Consider the following 16442-nt stretch of genomic DNA (forward strand, 5'->3'; position numbering starts at 1 on the left):
ATGGTCGAAGATCTCCAAGCGCGTGTTTATCGACGGACTGCCTCGCTAGTCTGTGGCCCGGCCAGGTGCCGGCCCAGAGTGACATTTCGCGGCAAGCTCCACTAGGCGTGCCAGTCTCGAAAATCCGCCTCCTAGCTCGTGACACCCGAGCCGGCCTCGTTGACACCACCATGACACCTCTGGCGACACCACAACGGCCGGCGCGGCGCTGAATTAAATTCGGCCTGCGACTGTCGATTTCTCGGCCGGCCGAATTTCCGTCGCAACCCTCCCGCACGCGGCCGCCGTCTCCGCGAAGAGCACGCCAGTTGTGGCCCAACCCACGCCGGGGGACCGGGCTCCCCAACCACCCTAGCTGGTCGTGAGATTACACCGGATGCAACGCCGCCGATTAGGACGGAGGATTCCTGGTCGGATCTCCCCGTGGCGGCGACAGGCCAAGGCGCTCCATTTCGGGATGCCGATCTACGCGGTCGAAAGGTGAGGAATGTCTGCAGCACTGGTCGATCAGGCCACAGGGCAAGCGTTTGCGCCGGCGGGGCGCAAAGCGACCGGCGCCACCCTCGTCGAAGTGGTGGCCGGCGGTGCGAGCGTCAGTGCGGTCGCGACCGCCTCGGCGCCGGCATATGCAGAGGGCTCCACAGAACCCCTGAGCCTCGACGACAACGGCAATCTGCGGGTGAAGGACGCCGCGGCGCTTACTGCGCTGAACGCTCTGGTCGCCGCCGCGACCGACACCTCGGACGTGAACGTCAAGGGGCCGCCTGCAGCAGTGGCTTCCGTCGCACCGGCGGTATCGATATCGCCGGCCTACAGCACCGGTGACTGTATCGGCGGCATGATGACCTTCGCGGGGATGGGGCGGACGGGCATCCTGAGCGGGATCTTCGAGAGCCTGACGATCCAATGCAAGTCCGCGCAGAGCTTCGCCGGCGAACTGTGGGTCTTCAACGACAATCCGACCTCGAGCACGATCACGGACAACGCCGCTTTCGTCCTGGCGCCGGCTGACTTCGATAAGGTCGCGTTCGTCGTGCCGATTACCTCGGCGAATTGGTACGCGGGCAACGTCGCATCGGTCGCCAGCATCGGCGGCCTCGCCCAGCAATATCTCACCGCGGCCGGCTCGCTCTACGCGGCGCTTATCGTGCGTGCCACGCCCACCTTGGGGTCGAGCACGGACATCAAGGTGGTTGCCAAAGCGATGCTGGACTAGCCCATGGCGCTGCTTCTTGGGCCTCGACGCGCGCTTCTAATCCCGAAGAAGGTGGCCGCAGCCGGCGGCGGGGTCATCGCGGCAACGACGCTAGATCCCGCACACAAGGGTGCGTCTGCGTCGGTGGGTGCCGACAAGCTGACGTACACGACTACGGCGGCGGAGAGCGCCGTGCGCGGTCTGATCCCCGTGGCTACGGGAAAGTACAAGTGCGAAATCACCTTCGGGGCGACGCACACGGGGTCCTGGGGCTTTGTGGATGGAAGCTGGACCCTGGACGGCCAGTTCCTCGGCAACACGTGGTCTAGCTGGGGGTTCGGTTCGGACGGTTTCCCAGGCACCTATCAGGTCGTCGGGGGCGGCGGGAACACCGGGGACACCCCCCAGCCCGGTGACACCGTCGCCATGGAATTCGATGTCGACGCGAAGCTGGCCTATCTGGTCACCCCGCGCGGCCGCTATGGGCCGTATCCGGTCAACGGCGGTGGCATGCCGGGGCCGTACTATTTCGCCTTCAGCCAGAACTCCACGAGCGAGACCTGGCACATCAATTTCGGCTCGACCCCGTTCGTTCTGCCGAACGGCGGCGGCTTCTCCGGTCTCTCCTAGGATAAATGGATGACGAGTCGTTTTCGTCTGCGTTCACGCATCGGAAGCCTGCAGAGGTTCAATGCTTTGAGCCTGAGCAGCCTGACCTCCCTGGACAACGTTGGGGCCGGTGCGACGCTGGCCACGGTCACAGGGAGGACCCCAGGCTCGACGCTATCCATCTCGCCGGGCGATGGCCGCTTTGTGCTGAACGTGAACGGCACGGCAGTCCTAAGGGGGCTGACGGCATGGACCGATGGTCCGGTCACCTTGACCATCACGGAATCGAAGTTCGGCTTCGTCACCAGCGTCAACACCTTCACCTTCACCGTGACGCCGCCGGTTGCCATCCCGGTCATCACACCCTCGACGAACTACAACGGGACGCAGCTCTCCGGAGGGACCCCGCCAACTGACCCACTTCGGATCGGGCAAAGCGGCGGCAAGCCGGCGATGGGCTGGATCTATGGCTACCGCGGTCAAGTCGTCGCCGGGACGGACATGCTCATGGCGGTCGAGGCGGAGTGCGTCGGCGGCGTAAAGTACGTCGACATCTGGTTCGAGGGCACGACGCAGCGGGTGCAGCGGACCAAGCAATCGGTCTACGACAGCTCCACCGGCCTCTACGAGAATCGCGTCGCCTACTGGTTCTATCTCCGCGTTCCGGCTGGCCAGCGCGGCGCCGGCTATGTGGCCCGAGTCTTCGCCACGGCCACGCCCAATGACAACACCATGCAGCCCCGGACCCTGGGCTGGCAGGACGGCACGCTCAACAGCAACATCGTCCCGGCCGACACGTCGGTGACCGGCTACCGCGCTCCGGTCGACAGCGGCGAGAGCGGTGCCTGGATGCCTTTCTGGGTCTTCCCCCGCCCCAACCAGTTCGACGCCGTGAAGCACGTCAAGGCGGACGGGACCGGCGACTACACCACGTTCGGGGCCTGCCGCGACGCCCTGATGTCCGCGATCTACGCCGGGACCGCCGAGCACTGGGACATCGTCCTGCACGACGCGAATAACGAACTCGGCATCCCGTCGACCTTCGTCAACGCCTCGGGGGGTGCGGGCGGGGCTCCGGCCTCGCGGGTGCGTGCCGCGTCGGGGGTCAGCGCCCGGCTCTACCACAACTCCACCTGGGACCCCTACAACACGCCGGTCACCCGGAATGGGCAGTTCGGATCAACCGTCACTATCCCGTCCTGGGACGCCTTCCTGGGGGTCAATAACTGGGAGTTCTACGGCGGCGCGAACGGCACCACCCCCGATGGCCAGGCGCACGGCGCGCTACGGATCGACCACGCCAATTTCAACAACCTGATGACCCAGGCGCAAGATGCGACCTTCGTCCTCAACGGGGCCAAGATCACCAACTCGGCGATGACGTCGAACGACATGTTCCACGTCTACGGGAACGGCCTGCCCGGCGGGATCGTGACCAGCCACCCGGGGATCGGGCCTGGGCCGATGTACCTCCAGAACCCGAGCCGGGTCTGCGTCTCGCTGATCGACAGCGTCCAGGAATACGTGACCTTCGGCTACGGGGCGCTGCAGGACTATCGCAGCAAGCGCGTCAACGGCCTCTCGAACCCGCACGACAACTGCCACGTCATCGTCGAGAACTACACCTGCGGCTTCGACGGGACTTACCTGATCGCCAACAAGGAGGCGATGCGCGTCGGTTACACCGGGACCGGGACGGTGGCGGTGATGCACTTCGCCGCCGAGACCACCCAGACCGGGACGCCGACCTTCAGCCTGGTCGTCGACGGGACGACGGTGGGCTCAATCAGCATCATCAATCCCGGGTTCTACACCGACCCAGTGATCGGCACGGCGGCGACCGGCTGCTCGGCCGCGACGATGCAGCAGCTCGTCAACTGGATCGCGGCGCAGCCCAACTTCACGGCGACGTGGACCAGTGGCGGCCTTGGCGCGAACTTCTGCGCCTACACGCTGATGCGGACGAACTACTACCAGAACCCCTACGACTCCCCGAACCTGAAGGCGGGCAACATCCCGCTCTACAGCACGATCGACAGCCACAACGAGTGGATGCACATCCTGTCGTTCGGCGGCGGCGCCGAGAACTTCCTGTGCCTGCGCTGCATCGAGACCCAGTCTCACTGGTCGACCGGCCACTTCCACATCGAAGTCAACGATGCCAACAACGGGACCAACCTGGCGCGCGACATCATCATCGCGTCGTTCCTGTCCTTCGCCACCAACCAATCCTGGCAGCAGCTCACCGGCACCGGCGGCCCAGCGAACCTCAATCGAACCCGGCTGATCGGGGACCACACGGCGGCGATCGACTGCACCTCGGACAACGGCCTCCTCATCGAGGATAATTCCTCTACTCAGAAGATCGGGCCGCGCACCGGCATGCTGCGGAACATCTGGGACTACGTCCAGTATGACAGCGCCCCCTGGCAGACCACGACCATCGTCCAGGTCCAGAACAACGCTCACGTGAACGGCGGCGCCAACCCGCCCTATGCGACGACGGATTTCATCTGGTCGACCTTCAATGCGCTGTTCAACGGCGTGACCGCGTCTGTGGCGTCCGCCGACTTCCGGCCGAACGCGTCGGGGCAGCTTGCGGCCCACAAGGCAGCCCGCGCGGCCAGCCTGCAGTGCTACGACGTACTCGGGAACCTCTACGACACGGTGAACCCCGACTACATCGGCGCGCTCGCTGGAGCGGCCTCGGCGGTGCCGGTTGTGTATCCGACGTTCTCAGACGCGACCTTCCCCGTATAGGTTGCGGCGGCTCAACGATCCGGCGGCCATCCTCGGTGGCCTCCTGCACTATCTGGACCGCCACCGGACGTGAAGCGCACCGGAGGGCCGGCCTCCACATCCGGCTCCGGGGCCGAACCTTCGAAGCCTGGTCCCAGCCCGATACGCCGGCTGGCGCGAACTGGCCGGCAGCCCGATGGGCGGCGCCCGTAGACATCTGGCAGGAAAGCGGGCGGTGGGATGCGGGCCTTGGCCCGGAGCCCGGAAGTCCACGGTGCAAAGCCCCGCGAGACCCTTCAGAAAATCCGCGTCGTCGGCGTGTCCGAGACGTCTGCTATCCAGGGAGCGAGAGCATGACCGACCGTCCCAGCTCATCCGGCCCCGCCGGAGAGTTCAGCTACTCGTCGATGCCGCTCTCTTCCTCGCTCTCCCATTCAATGGCGATGGTGAGCATGTCGGCGTGTATCTCCAAAGGCGCGCCGAGCACCTCGCGGCCAGAGATCACCAACGACGAATCGCGCCCGGTCTCGGCCACGTACTCGGCCTTGAGCGCGTCCCATGCCGCGGTCGACATCACAATTTGCCGAGGCTCCCGGCCGTTCGCCTTAAGACGAGCGAGACGCGCCCGAATCTCCGCCAAACCACTCATCGTGACCCCCTGCTCAATGATCACCCTTCGGCGCCGGAGCCGGGAGGATCTTCACGTCCGGCCCAGGCTTGCACTCCTTCGCCTCCGTCCACGTCCCGTCCGGTTGGCAGGTCATGCACTGGTACTCAGCGCACCCCTTCTTCTTGGTCTTCGAGCACCAGGCGTACTCGAACTTCTCCGGGTAAGACTTCGTGGCAGCCACGCAGAGCTTTACTGCCGGCCGCCCCCGAAAGCGCGATATCACCGAGGCATCGGCCTGCACGGCGCCAACAAGTGTGAAAATCGCGACGCAGGCCGCGGTCGTCTTCAACATTGTTCCCCCGACACAACTGTTGCGCGAGTGAGCTGCGGTATCTGGATTGAGTCAAGCCGCCCCGCCACGTTGAGAAGGGTCCGGTGATGTCCAGGCCTGTCCTCACCCCACGCCCCCGCATGGTGCTGGACCGCTTGGCCGAAGTCGATGGCCCGTCGCCCGATCGGCGTGGAGTTCGCCGGCACGCCAATAAACGGGGGCTTCGTGAACAAGCGGGCCGAGATCTGGTGGGCGCTCGCACAGTGGGTGAAGGGCGGCGGCGCGCTGCCGAACGATCCGGAGCTGGTGGGCGAGCTGACGACGCCGACCTTCTTCTTCAAGGGCGACAAAATCCAGATCGAGTCCAAGGACCAGATCAAGGACCGGCTGGGCCGCTCGCCGGACATCGCCGACGCCCTGGCGCTCACCTTCACCTTCCCGGTGACGCCGCGGTCGGTCACCAAGGGCGAGGGTCGCTACAGCCGGAACCGCGGTGGCGTGCGGACGTCGGCGTGGGCGGCGTGAGCGGCGACTGGCTGAACCAGCTTATCGAGAGGTGCAGTGCATTGCTTCTTGCCTGATGTCCTCAATGATCTTCGCGACCTTGGCCTTCACCTGATCGCGAGCAGCGTCGGCATTCCTGGCCCCCGAAAACCCAACGTTCAGGCTGAAGGTGGTGCCGGGACATGGAGCCGCGTTTACATTTACGAAGCCGGAATAGGTGTCTGTCCCGGCATCGAATGAACTGAGAACGACCGTTTGTTGAATTTGCGGGCTCGCCGGTGGCTGCGCAAAGCCAGGCCCGGCGACTAAGAGTGCGGCGGCAAATAGGATCGATCGGCGAAACATCACGCCCCCATGCAGAAGACCCCGGAGTATCCCGGGATCGTCACCATAAGAGGATTCCCCTTTCTCGCGAAACCTGAGGTGTTTGAGGAGCGCGCCTTCTGCTTATGCGTGTGCGCCTTCACTCCGGCGGCCGAGGGGTCAGCCGCTTTCGGCTGAAACGTTTCAGGGACTAGCCCGCGCCCCCTCGTACATGACGAGCCTTGTCCAGGAGGCCCGGGGCGTGCCCGGTGCGGCGCCGACGTAACGCGGCACCTGCCACGCCGAACCCGACGATCATCAGCGCCCAGGCGGCGGGTTCGGGGACTGAATCGACCGCTTCGATGAAGTCAATCGTCAGTATTCCGTTCCCCAAATGAGACCCCGCTTCTTGCGTCGTGTTCGTAAAGGCCGCCGCCACATAGGAACTTCCACCAGTTCCTCCATGGACTGTGGAGGAGTCGCCGCCGGTGTAGCCGCCGCCCCCGCCACCAACATTCCAACCCGCGCCGCCGCCGCCGCCAAAGCCGCCGGTGCCCTGTTCGGTCCCGCATTCATAGGGATGCCCGTTGTCGCAGCCGGTCGTGTTGCCGCCGAGGAATGAGCCAGGTCCCTGACCGCCGGTTCCGATAGGAAAATCTCCCTGAGCAAAGTTCCTGGGTGGGCCGCCATCAGAGCCAGGTCCTAACCAACCTCCACCCCCGCCCCCGTCTGCTCCTTGACCGCCGAAGCCGTTGCCCGTGGTTATCTGACCCGCGCCGCCGCCATGAACTGGATAGCCAATCCAGGAACTACCGCCGCCGCCCCCCGCTACCAAAAGCGGATCAGAAGCATCGGGGACGAATATCCAGGACGCGCCGCCGCCGCCGTATGCGTAATTGCCCCCACCCCATTTGCCCGCGCCGCCAACGACCAAAGACAGCGAGGTTCCGGCGGCTAGAGTGATTTGTCCCCCAACATGTGCGCCTGCGCCTCCCGGGAATGTTTGATTCCCGCCGCCTTGCGCGCCCCAGGCGTCGATTTGGTAGATGCCCGTCGTCGGCACCGCCCAACTCTGCACAGACCCGGTGAAATCGAATGTCGTCGTGGCGCCTACGGGAAGCGCCCACGAAATCGCCACTGCGCTCAGCGCCCAACACCACAACTTACCCATTGAACCGGTTCCCCAGCCATTGAGGGTCCAGCGAACGCCGAAAGGTTAACGCGAGTCAACGGGAACCACTCGCGAGGCGCGTGCTGCTGGAGGTGCCCTCGTTGACTTTCGCCCATCGAGCGCGAAGGCTGATTCAGCATACTGGGGGCGGGCGCGACCATGAAGAAAATGAAGCTGTCGGCACTAGGCGCGGCGTTGGCGTTGGCATTCGCTGGTCACGCAGAAGCGACGACGCTCTTCGACTTCACCGGTTCCGTACAAAGCTGGACGGTTCCGACGACAGGCCTCTATCAGGTCGACCTCTGGGGCGCTCAAGGAGGCACCTGGGCTGGCGTTGCAATTGGCGGCCTCGGTGCGCAGGTCGGTGGAGAGGTCCAGTTCACCGCCGGGACTTCATATTCGATCGTGGTGGGCGGGACCGGAACCACCTTCTCCGGCGAAACTGCGGCGGGTGGCGGCGGAGCGAGTTGGATGTTCGTCCAGGGCGCCGCATCGCCGCTCGCTATTGCTGGTGGAGGTGGCGGAGGAGATTTCTTCACGCGGCTTCCGGGCGGAGCGGGCTTAGTTAGCCAGGGCGACGGAAGCGGCGGCTCGAGCCCCGGGGGGCCTGGCGGCGCTGGAGGGGGCGGTGCTGGTTGGCTGTCTGCGGGCCAGGATGGGGGCTCGGGCGGGGACGTTCTTCAGGCGGGCCACTACCCATACGGCCTGGGAGGTCAAAACGGGCCGACATTCCAAGGCGGCAATACGTTTGGGTACGTCCCCCCAACGCCATTCGAATTTTACGACTACCCGACCGGAGGGTTCGGCGGTGGTGGCGGCGGCGGTTACAATGGAGGCGGCGGCGGCGGCGGCTATAGCGGTGGCGACGCCGCATGCTGCTTCCAAGCAGCCGGCGGAACCGGAGGCACGTCCTACCTAGATGCCGGATTCACGAACACTCACGAGGCTTCCGGGGTCGGGGCCGGCAACGGTCAGATCGCCATCGATCTAATTAGCGTTCCCGAACCCGCCACCTGGATTCTAATGATCGGCGGATTTGGCTTGGCCGGCGGGGCGGTTCGGGCCGCGCGGAAGGCCGCTGCCTAGCAGGCACCACGGATCACTTTGACGCGCCGCCGATCCGAAGAACGGCGGCGCGTCATGTCCGGAAACTATGGCCCGGATCGGGCGGTTGAAGCCCATTTTCCCCTTTAGCGCACTCGGGGAGGTTGCGCTTTCGCGACATGCCCCCAGGCTCGGCATCCCGAAGTGGCGACTTGGGGCTTCAAAGGACACTGGGACCGCCCCCCTTGCGGCACGACCGATCGCCAAGGCCGCCGGCATATCCGCGCTGATCGACATGAAGAGCGCCCTTGTGGGCCGAAATCCCATTTGCCTTCCATCGCCCAGGATAGGCGGTCGAGCTTCCAAACGGGAAGTCGACCGCCGCACTCATGGCCTCCGCGCCTTTGGCAGGCTATCTAGGAATCGCGTGAGCTCGTCGACCAGGACGATCGTCGAGAATTTCTCGGCTTTGCGCTTGGCGATCGCCGCCTTCACGCCCGGCGACATTGTCGCCTCGTCATATTCGGCGCTCAGGCCGCTGTCGCCGGGAATGTCAGGATAATCGAGCGGGTCGCCGTGTCTTGGCTCGGTCAAGGCGTTTTCCTGGGACTGAATGGAGAGCGTGATCCTGCCTGTCCAGGCGTTCAGCGGCCTGGTCCATGACAGGTGATCGACGGGCGACAGTGCCGGTCGATCACCATAATTCGCGGCCGCCCCGGAAAATCCGCAGCCGAATTAATCGGCCCTCCGATTTATTCTACCACACACACTCCGACGCCTCCGCCGTGACGCCAACCTCACGGTATCAGTCAGGAGGGCCACGGTTGCCGCGACGCCGAAAAATCGAGGAGCTACCACCGCCGGCGGGACCTCCACGAGAGGCCGACGGCGTCGTCTACAGCGCCATCGAGAGCGCCCCTGGGCTGAAGTTCTTCCGCTGCGACGCCTACCACGCCACCCTCTCCATGGCGGGGTGCGCCAGCCGCTGGGTGCAAGCCCAGACGGCGACGGGTGAGGCCGCCGATCGGTACGCAGCCTGTCGGGGCTGTCCGATCGGCGCGCCTCACGCCGGGTATGCACCGGTGCGCTACTCCACTTGGTATGGCGTGGACATCTGTCCCCGTTGTTCGAAGGGCACGACGCGCATGATCGGCAATCGCGTCTGCGTGTCCTGTTACAATAGACAGCGCGAGATGAAGGCCGGCAAGAACGCCCGCGGGAACCGTCCGATCGAACTGTTGGAGAGGCCGGTGCATAAGCTCGAAGTCATGGTAGAAGTCGACGGGATCGCCCGCCGGTTTCTCGACCCGGCCACGTGCAGTTTGACCGAGACTGTTCTCCGAATTTCGCGCACCACAAAAGGCGAGATCGCATTCGGCTGGGCCGGTGGCGGCATGGCGCCGCTCGAGGTGGATCCGTTCGAGCCGGCGAATGACCTCGCCACCGAGGCCGATCAGGTGACGGTGGAGGAGGCGGGTGCTGACGGTTGGCACCTCACTGACTTCCGCTGCCGCCCCTGCCGCGGGACCATGCTGCGGAGCGTTCGATCGCCGGCGATTTGCCGGTGCGCGGACTGCGGCCGCCAACGGCCTGCGGAACCGGAGCTTGTGGCCGAGAGCAACCGCACCGCCGCCGCCGTGGCGCCGGATGGGAGCGGCGTTCATCGGAAGATTGAACGGCATCGGGCGCTGCTGTTCGGGACTTCGGCGCTCGTGCCGGGTCGGTGGCGGTAGAGCGCCCCGCGGGCGCCCTGGTCGACCCACCCGCGCCGGCCCGCAGCGAGGGCTGCCGCCAGGTGTGCCGCTATCGGGGATGGCTGTTCGGACCGCGACGCGCTTCTTGTAGGGTTCGACGGCGTTCAGGCGGGCCAACGGAGCTGGGGGGCTGCTAGGGCTATCGCCCAAAGCGCGATCGCGACGGGAATCAACGCCTCCGCTGCGGCGCGCAAATATCTCACTGCCCGGACTAAGTTGGTGCGTCCGAGGCGTTGATCGACAGTCTCCACTGCTGACTGGGCGGCCTGCCAAACCTTGTAGTAGTCATTCCACCAGGGGTCCGGATCTTCGTCACCGCGATCGTCCATACTAGCGTCCACGTCTCGGGCAGCCTTTCGGGCCGCCTCGACCTGCACACGCCAGGTAAAGGCCGTAATCCGCTGCTCGACCTCGACGAGAAGCCCGATCTCCATGAGGACGCGGATGGTGAAGTTCGCCAACGAGAGGACGACGAGGGCGGTCAGCACCGTCGGCAGGACATCGGGATGCTTGAAGGTCAGTGGGAAGAGGGACGTCGACGAGACCTGGGCGCCGAATTTGACGACCGCCACCTGGAGCAGGCTGAATAACAGGAGATTGCGCCCAGCCTTCAGGGTCGCGGGCCGAAGCGGGTCCCCGTAGAGCGTCTCGATAAAATCGAGTTCGGCGGCGCGCGCCTCATCAGCTTCGGCCATGGCAAAGCCTAGCCGGTCTCTCGCGACGGCCGCAATCCGTGAAAAAAGAACCCCCGCCGCGACCGGGTTCGCGACGGGGGTCCAGTTGAGGAACGCCGCGAGAAGCCAAACTCGCGACGCCATCATCCTGCGATCACGACGCGCCTGGTCGTGAACATATCTTCGTCGGCGGCTGCATGGTGCGGCCCGGCTCGGAGGAACGGGCCGCTACTTTGAGGAACCTGAGATGAGAGACCACACCGACGAATTCAACGCTGGCCTGGATCGGCTCAATGATGAGCTGGCCAAGGCTTATGGCGCTCCCCCGCAGATGACGAAATCAACGGTGGCCGGGGCCTTCGGTTCGCCGAAGGACGACGACGAGGCGCCGGGCGAAATGATCAGTGGCCCGGAGTTCATGGCGAAGGCTCTGAAGGCCCACAAGGCTGGGCATATCACCAGCCAGCACCTGACGACGGCCGAGCTCAGCATCAACGCCCGCAAGGCGCCGCCCCCCAAGATCGTGAAGGCGGTCATGAGGGGCGAGCACTACGACGAGTGGGGTTGAGCCGTGACGAGCAAAGTGCCCAAGAGCGCGTTCGAAGCGCTCCTAGATGAAATCTGTGCCGACTACCCGCAGATCGCTAAGGCAATGGCCAGTACGCTGGACACCGCGGAAGACGACCAGCGCATCGCTGAAGCCGGTGGTGAAGAGGCGGGCGGTCAACGCCAACTTGGTCCTGATCACGTCGCTGTCCTGAAGATGTTCAACAAGGTCACCAAGGTGATCACCGCCCTGAGCGAGCAGATCGAGGATCTCAAGGATGAGGTCTCGTCGCTTAAGCGCGACGACGCCAAGCCCATGACGAAGGCCATGCGCCAGCGCGGACGGGTGCGAGAGCTTGGCGACCAGTTCATGGCGAAGGCCATCGTCGCCCAAGGCGCTGGGCGGATCACCGCCTCTCAGGTGGCAGTCGCGGAGGCGTGCATCAACGCCGGCAAGGTGCCACCGCGGGAGATCGTTGTGGCCGTGGTGGGAGGTGCGGTGGGGTAATGCATCCGACGGTCCGCTTTGCGGTCGGAAGCTAATGCGGCTTTCGACCCATCTCGGACGTTGCGAAGGCATACTTCTGAGCGCGGGGCCATTGCTACTTAGGTCACCGGAACATCAAGGCGCGCCCAACTTCCGAAAGAAGGGCACGACTCCGTCCGGGGCGTCCGCGCTCCCAGCCCAACAGGAGAGGGAATCTGAGACGGTCGGAGCCCGGAATTCGAGCGATCAGCGATCCAGCGCCAGCCAAAACCCCGAGGACTACAAACGTGCCAAGCAGGCCCCAGAGGGTGCCTTCGAAGTCATAGATTCCTAGCCTCACCAGTGCGGCGTCCGTGAGGACCAACGCGAGGGTCAGCCACGCACCGACAATGCAAGATGCGACTAGGAGGGCCAGGGTTCGACTATATTTCATCGATAACCATTGTAACTTGGGTCCTGCGCCCCGATTGCTTCACCCGCGCCAGCAGCAGCACCCTCCCATATGGAAGTGTAGACCTTTCCGGCCTCTGCTGATGCGCCGATTAGATTCCCGAAGATTGAGGTGGCGCCTGCGAGTAGGGCTACCCTGACCGAGGCGTGCTCGATGGCATAGCGCGGCGTGCAACCTATGTTGCCCACCAACTGGCCAGCATAGCTGGCGACGGTGTTCGCAAGAAAGACGGCAGAAACACCTTCAGTCGGCAGAACGAGCCCAACCACTCCACCGACAGCAGCACCGCTCAATGTTCCCTTCAGCGTCCCACCGCTTGAAATGTAACCGCCAACGCCTCCGCTGATCGTACCGAGCACGAGGCCGGAAAGTCCGATATGGCCGTTCCTATCGACCAAATAGGTCGGTCTCCCATCGACGTACCCATACACATTCTGCCCGGCGGCGATCCCGAGCGGGTCCGCCTCGATGTACCGCGCCAAGCTCGTGTCGTAGTCGCGGTTCCAGTTCTGGCTGATCGCGACACCGGTCTCGGATTGCGCGAACTGACCCGGCAGTCGCAGATCGAGATCGGGACCGGTCGCGAAGGTCTGCGCCGCGCCGAACGGCTCCACGTAGGCATCCCAGACCTTCGCCTGGCCCGCGTCGGTCATCATCTGCGGCTCTTCGATCTGGCCGGTGTGGATGTAGTAGATCGCCGGCGAACTTCCCGTGGAGTCGATCATCGCCACCGGCATGTTGTCCAGCCAGACGTACTCGCGCAGGACCGCGCCGGTCGCACCGTTGTGCTCGGCCAGCAGGTGGCCCGCTTCGTCGAAGATGTAGTGGGTCTGCGGGTTGGGTGTGGCCGTTGACGTCCGCCACACACGCTGACCCTTGAAGTCGTAGCCGTAGGAGCCCGCGTCCACGCCGCTGACATTCACGTCGATGACCCGTTTGCGGGCGTTGTAGGTGTAGCTGTAGGTCGCCCCCGACGTCACCGCGTCCTGCGAGAGGTCGCCGCCGGTCCGGTAGGTGAGGGTCCGGGTGGTCGAGCCGCCCCCGTCGTGGACCTGGGTCACCTGGTTGCTGGTCGACGCCAGGATCGGCGTGGCGTGCGTCGTCACGCCGCCGATGGTCCGCGTCATGTCGCTGCGGTTGCCCGCGGCGTCATAGGTGTAGGCGTCCGCGCCCCACGGCCCCGTCGCCGAGTTCAGGCGCCCAGCGTCGGTATAACCATAGGTCGCGCCGCGGCCGGTGGAGGCGTTGTCCGTGACGCCCGTCAGCGCCCCGTTGGCGTCGCGCCCGAAACTCAGGTCCAGGCGTGTGACGCCGAGACCGCCGGTCACCTGGGTCCGGGAGAGCCAGTAGTTGGCGTCGTAGGTCCGCGTGAGATTGAGCCCGTTGCCGTAGGCGAGGCTCTGCAACGGCCCGAACGGCAAGTAGGTGACGCTCGACGCCACGGTCTGGGACGACGAGGTTGGCGTCGCCTGGGTAGCGATCCCCGTGATCAGCCCGTCGGCCGCGCGGGTGTACGAGACCGTCCGGCCCGACGGTAGGGTGATCTGGGTCACCTTGCCGTTTGCGTCATAGGCGTAGCCCACCGCATAACTCTGGGTCTGGATGGTCTTGGCGTCGGTGATGACGCGGCCCTGGGCGTCATAGGTCAGGCCGGTCGAGCCGGATTCCTCGGTTACCCCCGTCAGCCGGCCGACCCCCGCGTTGCCGCCGCCGGTCGCATCGTAGGTGTAGGTGATCGCCTCAGTGGAGTGGCCGGGATAGCTCGACCCAGTCAGCCGACCGGCGACATCGTAGGCGTAGTCCGCCTCGACCCCGTCACCATCGACCACCTTGGTCAGGTGATCGGCCGCATCGTACCAGTAGGTCAGGGTCCCGCGGTCCGGGCTGGTTTCCCGGATCGTCTGGCCGAAGCCGTCGACTACGCGGGCGGTGTCCAGGTTCCGGCCGTCCTTATGGTCGTTCAGCGTGTCGGTGGGGTCATAGGCGTAGTGGACGCTGTGGCTCTCAGGATCGGTCTGCACGATCACTCGGTTCAGCGCATCGAAGGTCGCGCCGTAGACCTTGCTGCGCGCGTCGGTGGCTTGGACCTGATTGTCCAGCTTGTCGTAGGCGAAGGTCCAGGTCTGCGACCCAGCGCCGATCTGCTGCAACATCCGGCCGAGCTCGTCGTAGGTGGCCGTCTCCTGCTGGGTCAGGGTGGACGCGGCGTCCTTGGTCTGCGCCGTCAGCCGGTCGCCATTGGCGTCGTAGGTGAAGGCCTGGGTCTGGCCGCGGTCGTTGGTGACCAGCGTCAGCCGCCGCGCGTCATTGTAGGTGTACTGAAGATAGGCGCCGCCCGGCAGGGTGATCTGGGAGATGTCGCCGGCATTGGTGTAGGCGAGCTGATACTGCGACTGGCTCGCGCCAGGGTTCACGGTCACCGTCGAGACCCGGTCGTCCAGATCATAGGTCAGCGTCGTGGTGATCCCGTTCTGGTCGACGATGGTGGTGGGCTTGCCCCGTCCGTTGCGCGCCGTAATCGACGTCACATGGCTCAGCGGATCGGTCACGCTCGCAAGGAAGCCGCCGGTATCGTAGGCATAGGTCGTCACCCCCGTGATCGGGTTGGTAACGGTCTGGAGCAGGCCCGCCGTCGTATAGGTATAAGTCCAGGTCTGCGTCCGCCCGTTGGTCGTATAGGGCGAGGTGAACGTCGTGGTGTCCGTCACCACCTTGGTCAGCACATTGCCGAAGCTATCGAACGTGTAGTTCGTGGTCCGCGTCGGCTCAGTCACCTGGCTCGGCAGGGAGAAGGTGGTGTTCCAGGTTGTCGCGATCGTCCGCGCCTGAGCCGTGCCATAGGCCTCCGTCCGGCTCGTCTCGTACCCGGACGTGTAGGTGTACTGAGTGACGTTGCCGTTCTCGTCGGTCGCGCTCGTTGGGAAGCCCGAGCCATTGAATGAGAAGGAGGCGCTCGCGGCCGCCGTATGGGTCGAGGCCGCACCGGAGACGTGGGTGAGGATCCAGGTGATGCCGTCCGGATTGCCGAAGGTGTAGGTGGACTGCTTCCCGAGCGCGTTGGTCACCGTCCGGGTCATGGCCGTATCGTCGTAGGTGATCGTCGTCAGATCGGCGCTGCCCGGATGGGTAGAGCTCGTCACGCGCCCATTGGCGTCGTCATAGGTCCAGGTGACATATCGGACGCCGCGCTCGTCGGTGATGCCGGTCAACGCATTGGGGAATGCCGCATCCTCATATTCGTAGGAGACAGTCCGCGTGACGCCCGATTGCGTCCGCGCGACGCTGGTCAGGTTCTGAACGGCCAATCCGGTGGGAGAGGTCGCCGCAGCATAGCCGTAGTCGATGCCGATGCCGTCCGGGAAGTCGATATGGGTGACCTTTCCCCCGTTCCAGGTGACGGTCGCCGTGCGGCCCAGGTCGTCGGTGATGGTCTGGAGGACACCGGAGGTGTCGTAGTTGAAGGTCAGGGTGTGCCCCCCAACCTCGGTGATTCTAGTGACAACCCCTGGGCCGCCGGAGACGAGCTGTGTGAAGGTGCTGACCTCGCCTTCGGCGGATGTCCAGACCCAGGTGGTGGATGTGGGATGGGTCAGGCTGTCCCGCCGGCTGCCGGAGTGTGGCGAGCCGCCTGCGAATACGAAGCGCTGGCCGCCTTCGATCGAGACGACATCCCAATAACCCGACGAATCGTCGAGCCGCCGGTCAATGACCGAGCTCCAGTTCATGCCGAAACTGGCGCTCGTGACGGCTGAGGTCCGTCCAGCGACCCCCGGCGTGGACGGCGTGGGGTTCTGGAAGGAATAGGATCGCCCGAACCGGAATGGATGTGGCCCCGCCGTCTCGAAGTCCACCTCGGTCTCGTTGAGGTCCCCGGTCGCCAAGGCGACCGGATCGCCCGCGGTCACCAAATCCAGGACATGCCCCATCAAGCACGGAATGCAGATTGGCGTTGGAGGCTGTGAGACCTTGAAACAGCCCTGCAGCGACGGCTTGTATCCGTAGGGGCACCAGAAAGTCATGGATA

At 64.9% G+C, this 16442-nt stretch carries 14 protein-coding genes; 8 read left to right on the plus strand and 6 right to left on the minus strand.

The annotated features are described in order from the left end of the window. Window positions 1-487 precede the first annotated feature (487 nt). From VNW53_RS11700 to VNW53_RS11710, 3 genes are all read left to right on the plus strand, one after another. Entirely contained in the window at window positions 488-1216 is a 729-nt protein-coding gene (locus tag VNW53_RS11700; protein ID WP_325555841.1) for a hypothetical protein, read from the plus strand. Between the two features lie 3 nt (window positions 1217-1219). Beyond that, window positions 1220-1825, plus strand: a complete 606-nt coding sequence (locus VNW53_RS11705) for a hypothetical protein (RefSeq protein ID WP_325555843.1) — start codon at window positions 1220-1222, stop codon at window positions 1823-1825. A gap of 249 nt (window positions 1826-2074) precedes the next feature. Beyond that, the gene (locus VNW53_RS11710) at window positions 2075-4564 is read left to right on the plus strand and encodes a hypothetical protein (RefSeq protein ID WP_325555844.1); all 2490 of its coding nucleotides are present in this window, start codon (window positions 2075-2077) and stop codon (window positions 4562-4564) included. Window positions 4565-4940: 376 nt separating this feature from the next. Here VNW53_RS11710 and VNW53_RS11715 read toward each other — a convergent pair whose 3' ends face one another. Together VNW53_RS11715 and VNW53_RS11720 are read right to left on the minus strand one after the other, a co-directional pair. Next, a complete protein-coding gene (locus VNW53_RS11715) occupies window positions 4941-5216 on the minus strand; it encodes a hypothetical protein (RefSeq protein ID WP_325555845.1) in 276 nt (91 codons plus the stop codon). After that, the gene (locus VNW53_RS11720; RefSeq protein ID WP_325555846.1) at window positions 5206-5394 is read right to left on the minus strand and encodes a hypothetical protein; all 189 of its coding nucleotides are present in this window, start codon (window positions 5392-5394) and stop codon (window positions 5206-5208) included. Before VNW53_RS11720 ends, VNW53_RS11715 begins: the two co-directional genes overlap by 11 nt. A gap of 258 nt (window positions 5395-5652) precedes the next feature. On the opposite strand from VNW53_RS11720, the gene VNW53_RS11725 reads away from it, so the two are divergent. After that, window positions 5653-6009, plus strand: coding sequence for a hypothetical protein (locus VNW53_RS11725; protein WP_325555847.1), 357 nt, complete (start codon window positions 5653-5655; stop codon window positions 6007-6009). A gap of 493 nt (window positions 6010-6502) precedes the next feature. On the opposite strand, the gene VNW53_RS19895 is transcribed toward VNW53_RS11725, so the two are convergent. Further along, window positions 6503-7462: a PEPxxWA-CTERM sorting domain-containing protein gene (locus VNW53_RS19895; RefSeq protein ID WP_414693276.1), complete on the minus strand. Its 960-nt coding sequence runs from the start codon at window positions 7460-7462 to the stop codon at window positions 6503-6505. A gap of 159 nt (window positions 7463-7621) precedes the next feature. Here VNW53_RS19895 and VNW53_RS11730 point away from each other — a divergent pair, with 159 nt between their 5' ends. Next, window positions 7622-8548, plus strand: coding sequence for a PEPxxWA-CTERM sorting domain-containing protein (locus VNW53_RS11730; protein WP_325555848.1), 927 nt, complete (start codon window positions 7622-7624; stop codon window positions 8546-8548). 345 nt (window positions 8549-8893) lie between these two features. Here the strand turns inward: VNW53_RS11730 and VNW53_RS11735 are convergent, their stop codons facing one another. Further along, window positions 8894-9100, minus strand: a complete 207-nt coding sequence (locus VNW53_RS11735; RefSeq protein WP_325555849.1) for a hypothetical protein — start codon at window positions 9098-9100, stop codon at window positions 8894-8896. Between the two features lie 551 nt (window positions 9101-9651). Here VNW53_RS11735 and VNW53_RS11740 point away from each other — a divergent pair. Continuing rightward, window positions 9652-10239, plus strand: a complete 588-nt coding sequence (locus VNW53_RS11740; RefSeq protein ID WP_325555850.1) for a hypothetical protein — start codon at window positions 9652-9654, stop codon at window positions 10237-10239. Window positions 10240-10364: 125 nt separating this feature from the next. On the opposite strand, the gene VNW53_RS11745 is transcribed toward VNW53_RS11740, so the two are convergent. Continuing rightward, complete coding sequence (locus VNW53_RS11745) at window positions 10365-10955, minus strand: hypothetical protein (protein WP_325555851.1); 591 nt, start codon at window positions 10953-10955, stop codon at window positions 10365-10367. Window positions 10956-11181: 226 nt separating this feature from the next. On the opposite strand from VNW53_RS11745, the gene VNW53_RS11750 reads away from it, so the two are divergent. Together VNW53_RS11750 and VNW53_RS11755 are read left to right on the plus strand one after the other, a co-directional pair. Further along, on the plus strand, window positions 11182-11502 hold the full coding sequence (locus tag VNW53_RS11750) for a hypothetical protein (protein ID WP_325555852.1): 321 nt from the start codon (window positions 11182-11184) through the stop codon (window positions 11500-11502). Between the two features lie 3 nt (window positions 11503-11505). Further along, window positions 11506-11988: a hypothetical protein gene (locus VNW53_RS11755; protein ID WP_325555853.1), complete on the plus strand. Its 483-nt coding sequence runs from the start codon at window positions 11506-11508 to the stop codon at window positions 11986-11988. 408 nt (window positions 11989-12396) lie between these two features. On the opposite strand, the gene VNW53_RS11760 is transcribed toward VNW53_RS11755, so the two are convergent. Continuing rightward, complete coding sequence (locus tag VNW53_RS11760; protein WP_325555854.1) at window positions 12397-16323, minus strand: RHS repeat-associated core domain-containing protein; 3927 nt, start codon at window positions 16321-16323, stop codon at window positions 12397-12399. Between the last annotated feature and the right edge of the window lie 119 nt (window positions 16324-16442).

Source organism: Phenylobacterium sp., assembly GCF_035569475.1.
Taxonomy (GTDB): Bacteria; Pseudomonadota; Alphaproteobacteria; order Caulobacterales; family Caulobacteraceae; genus Phenylobacterium.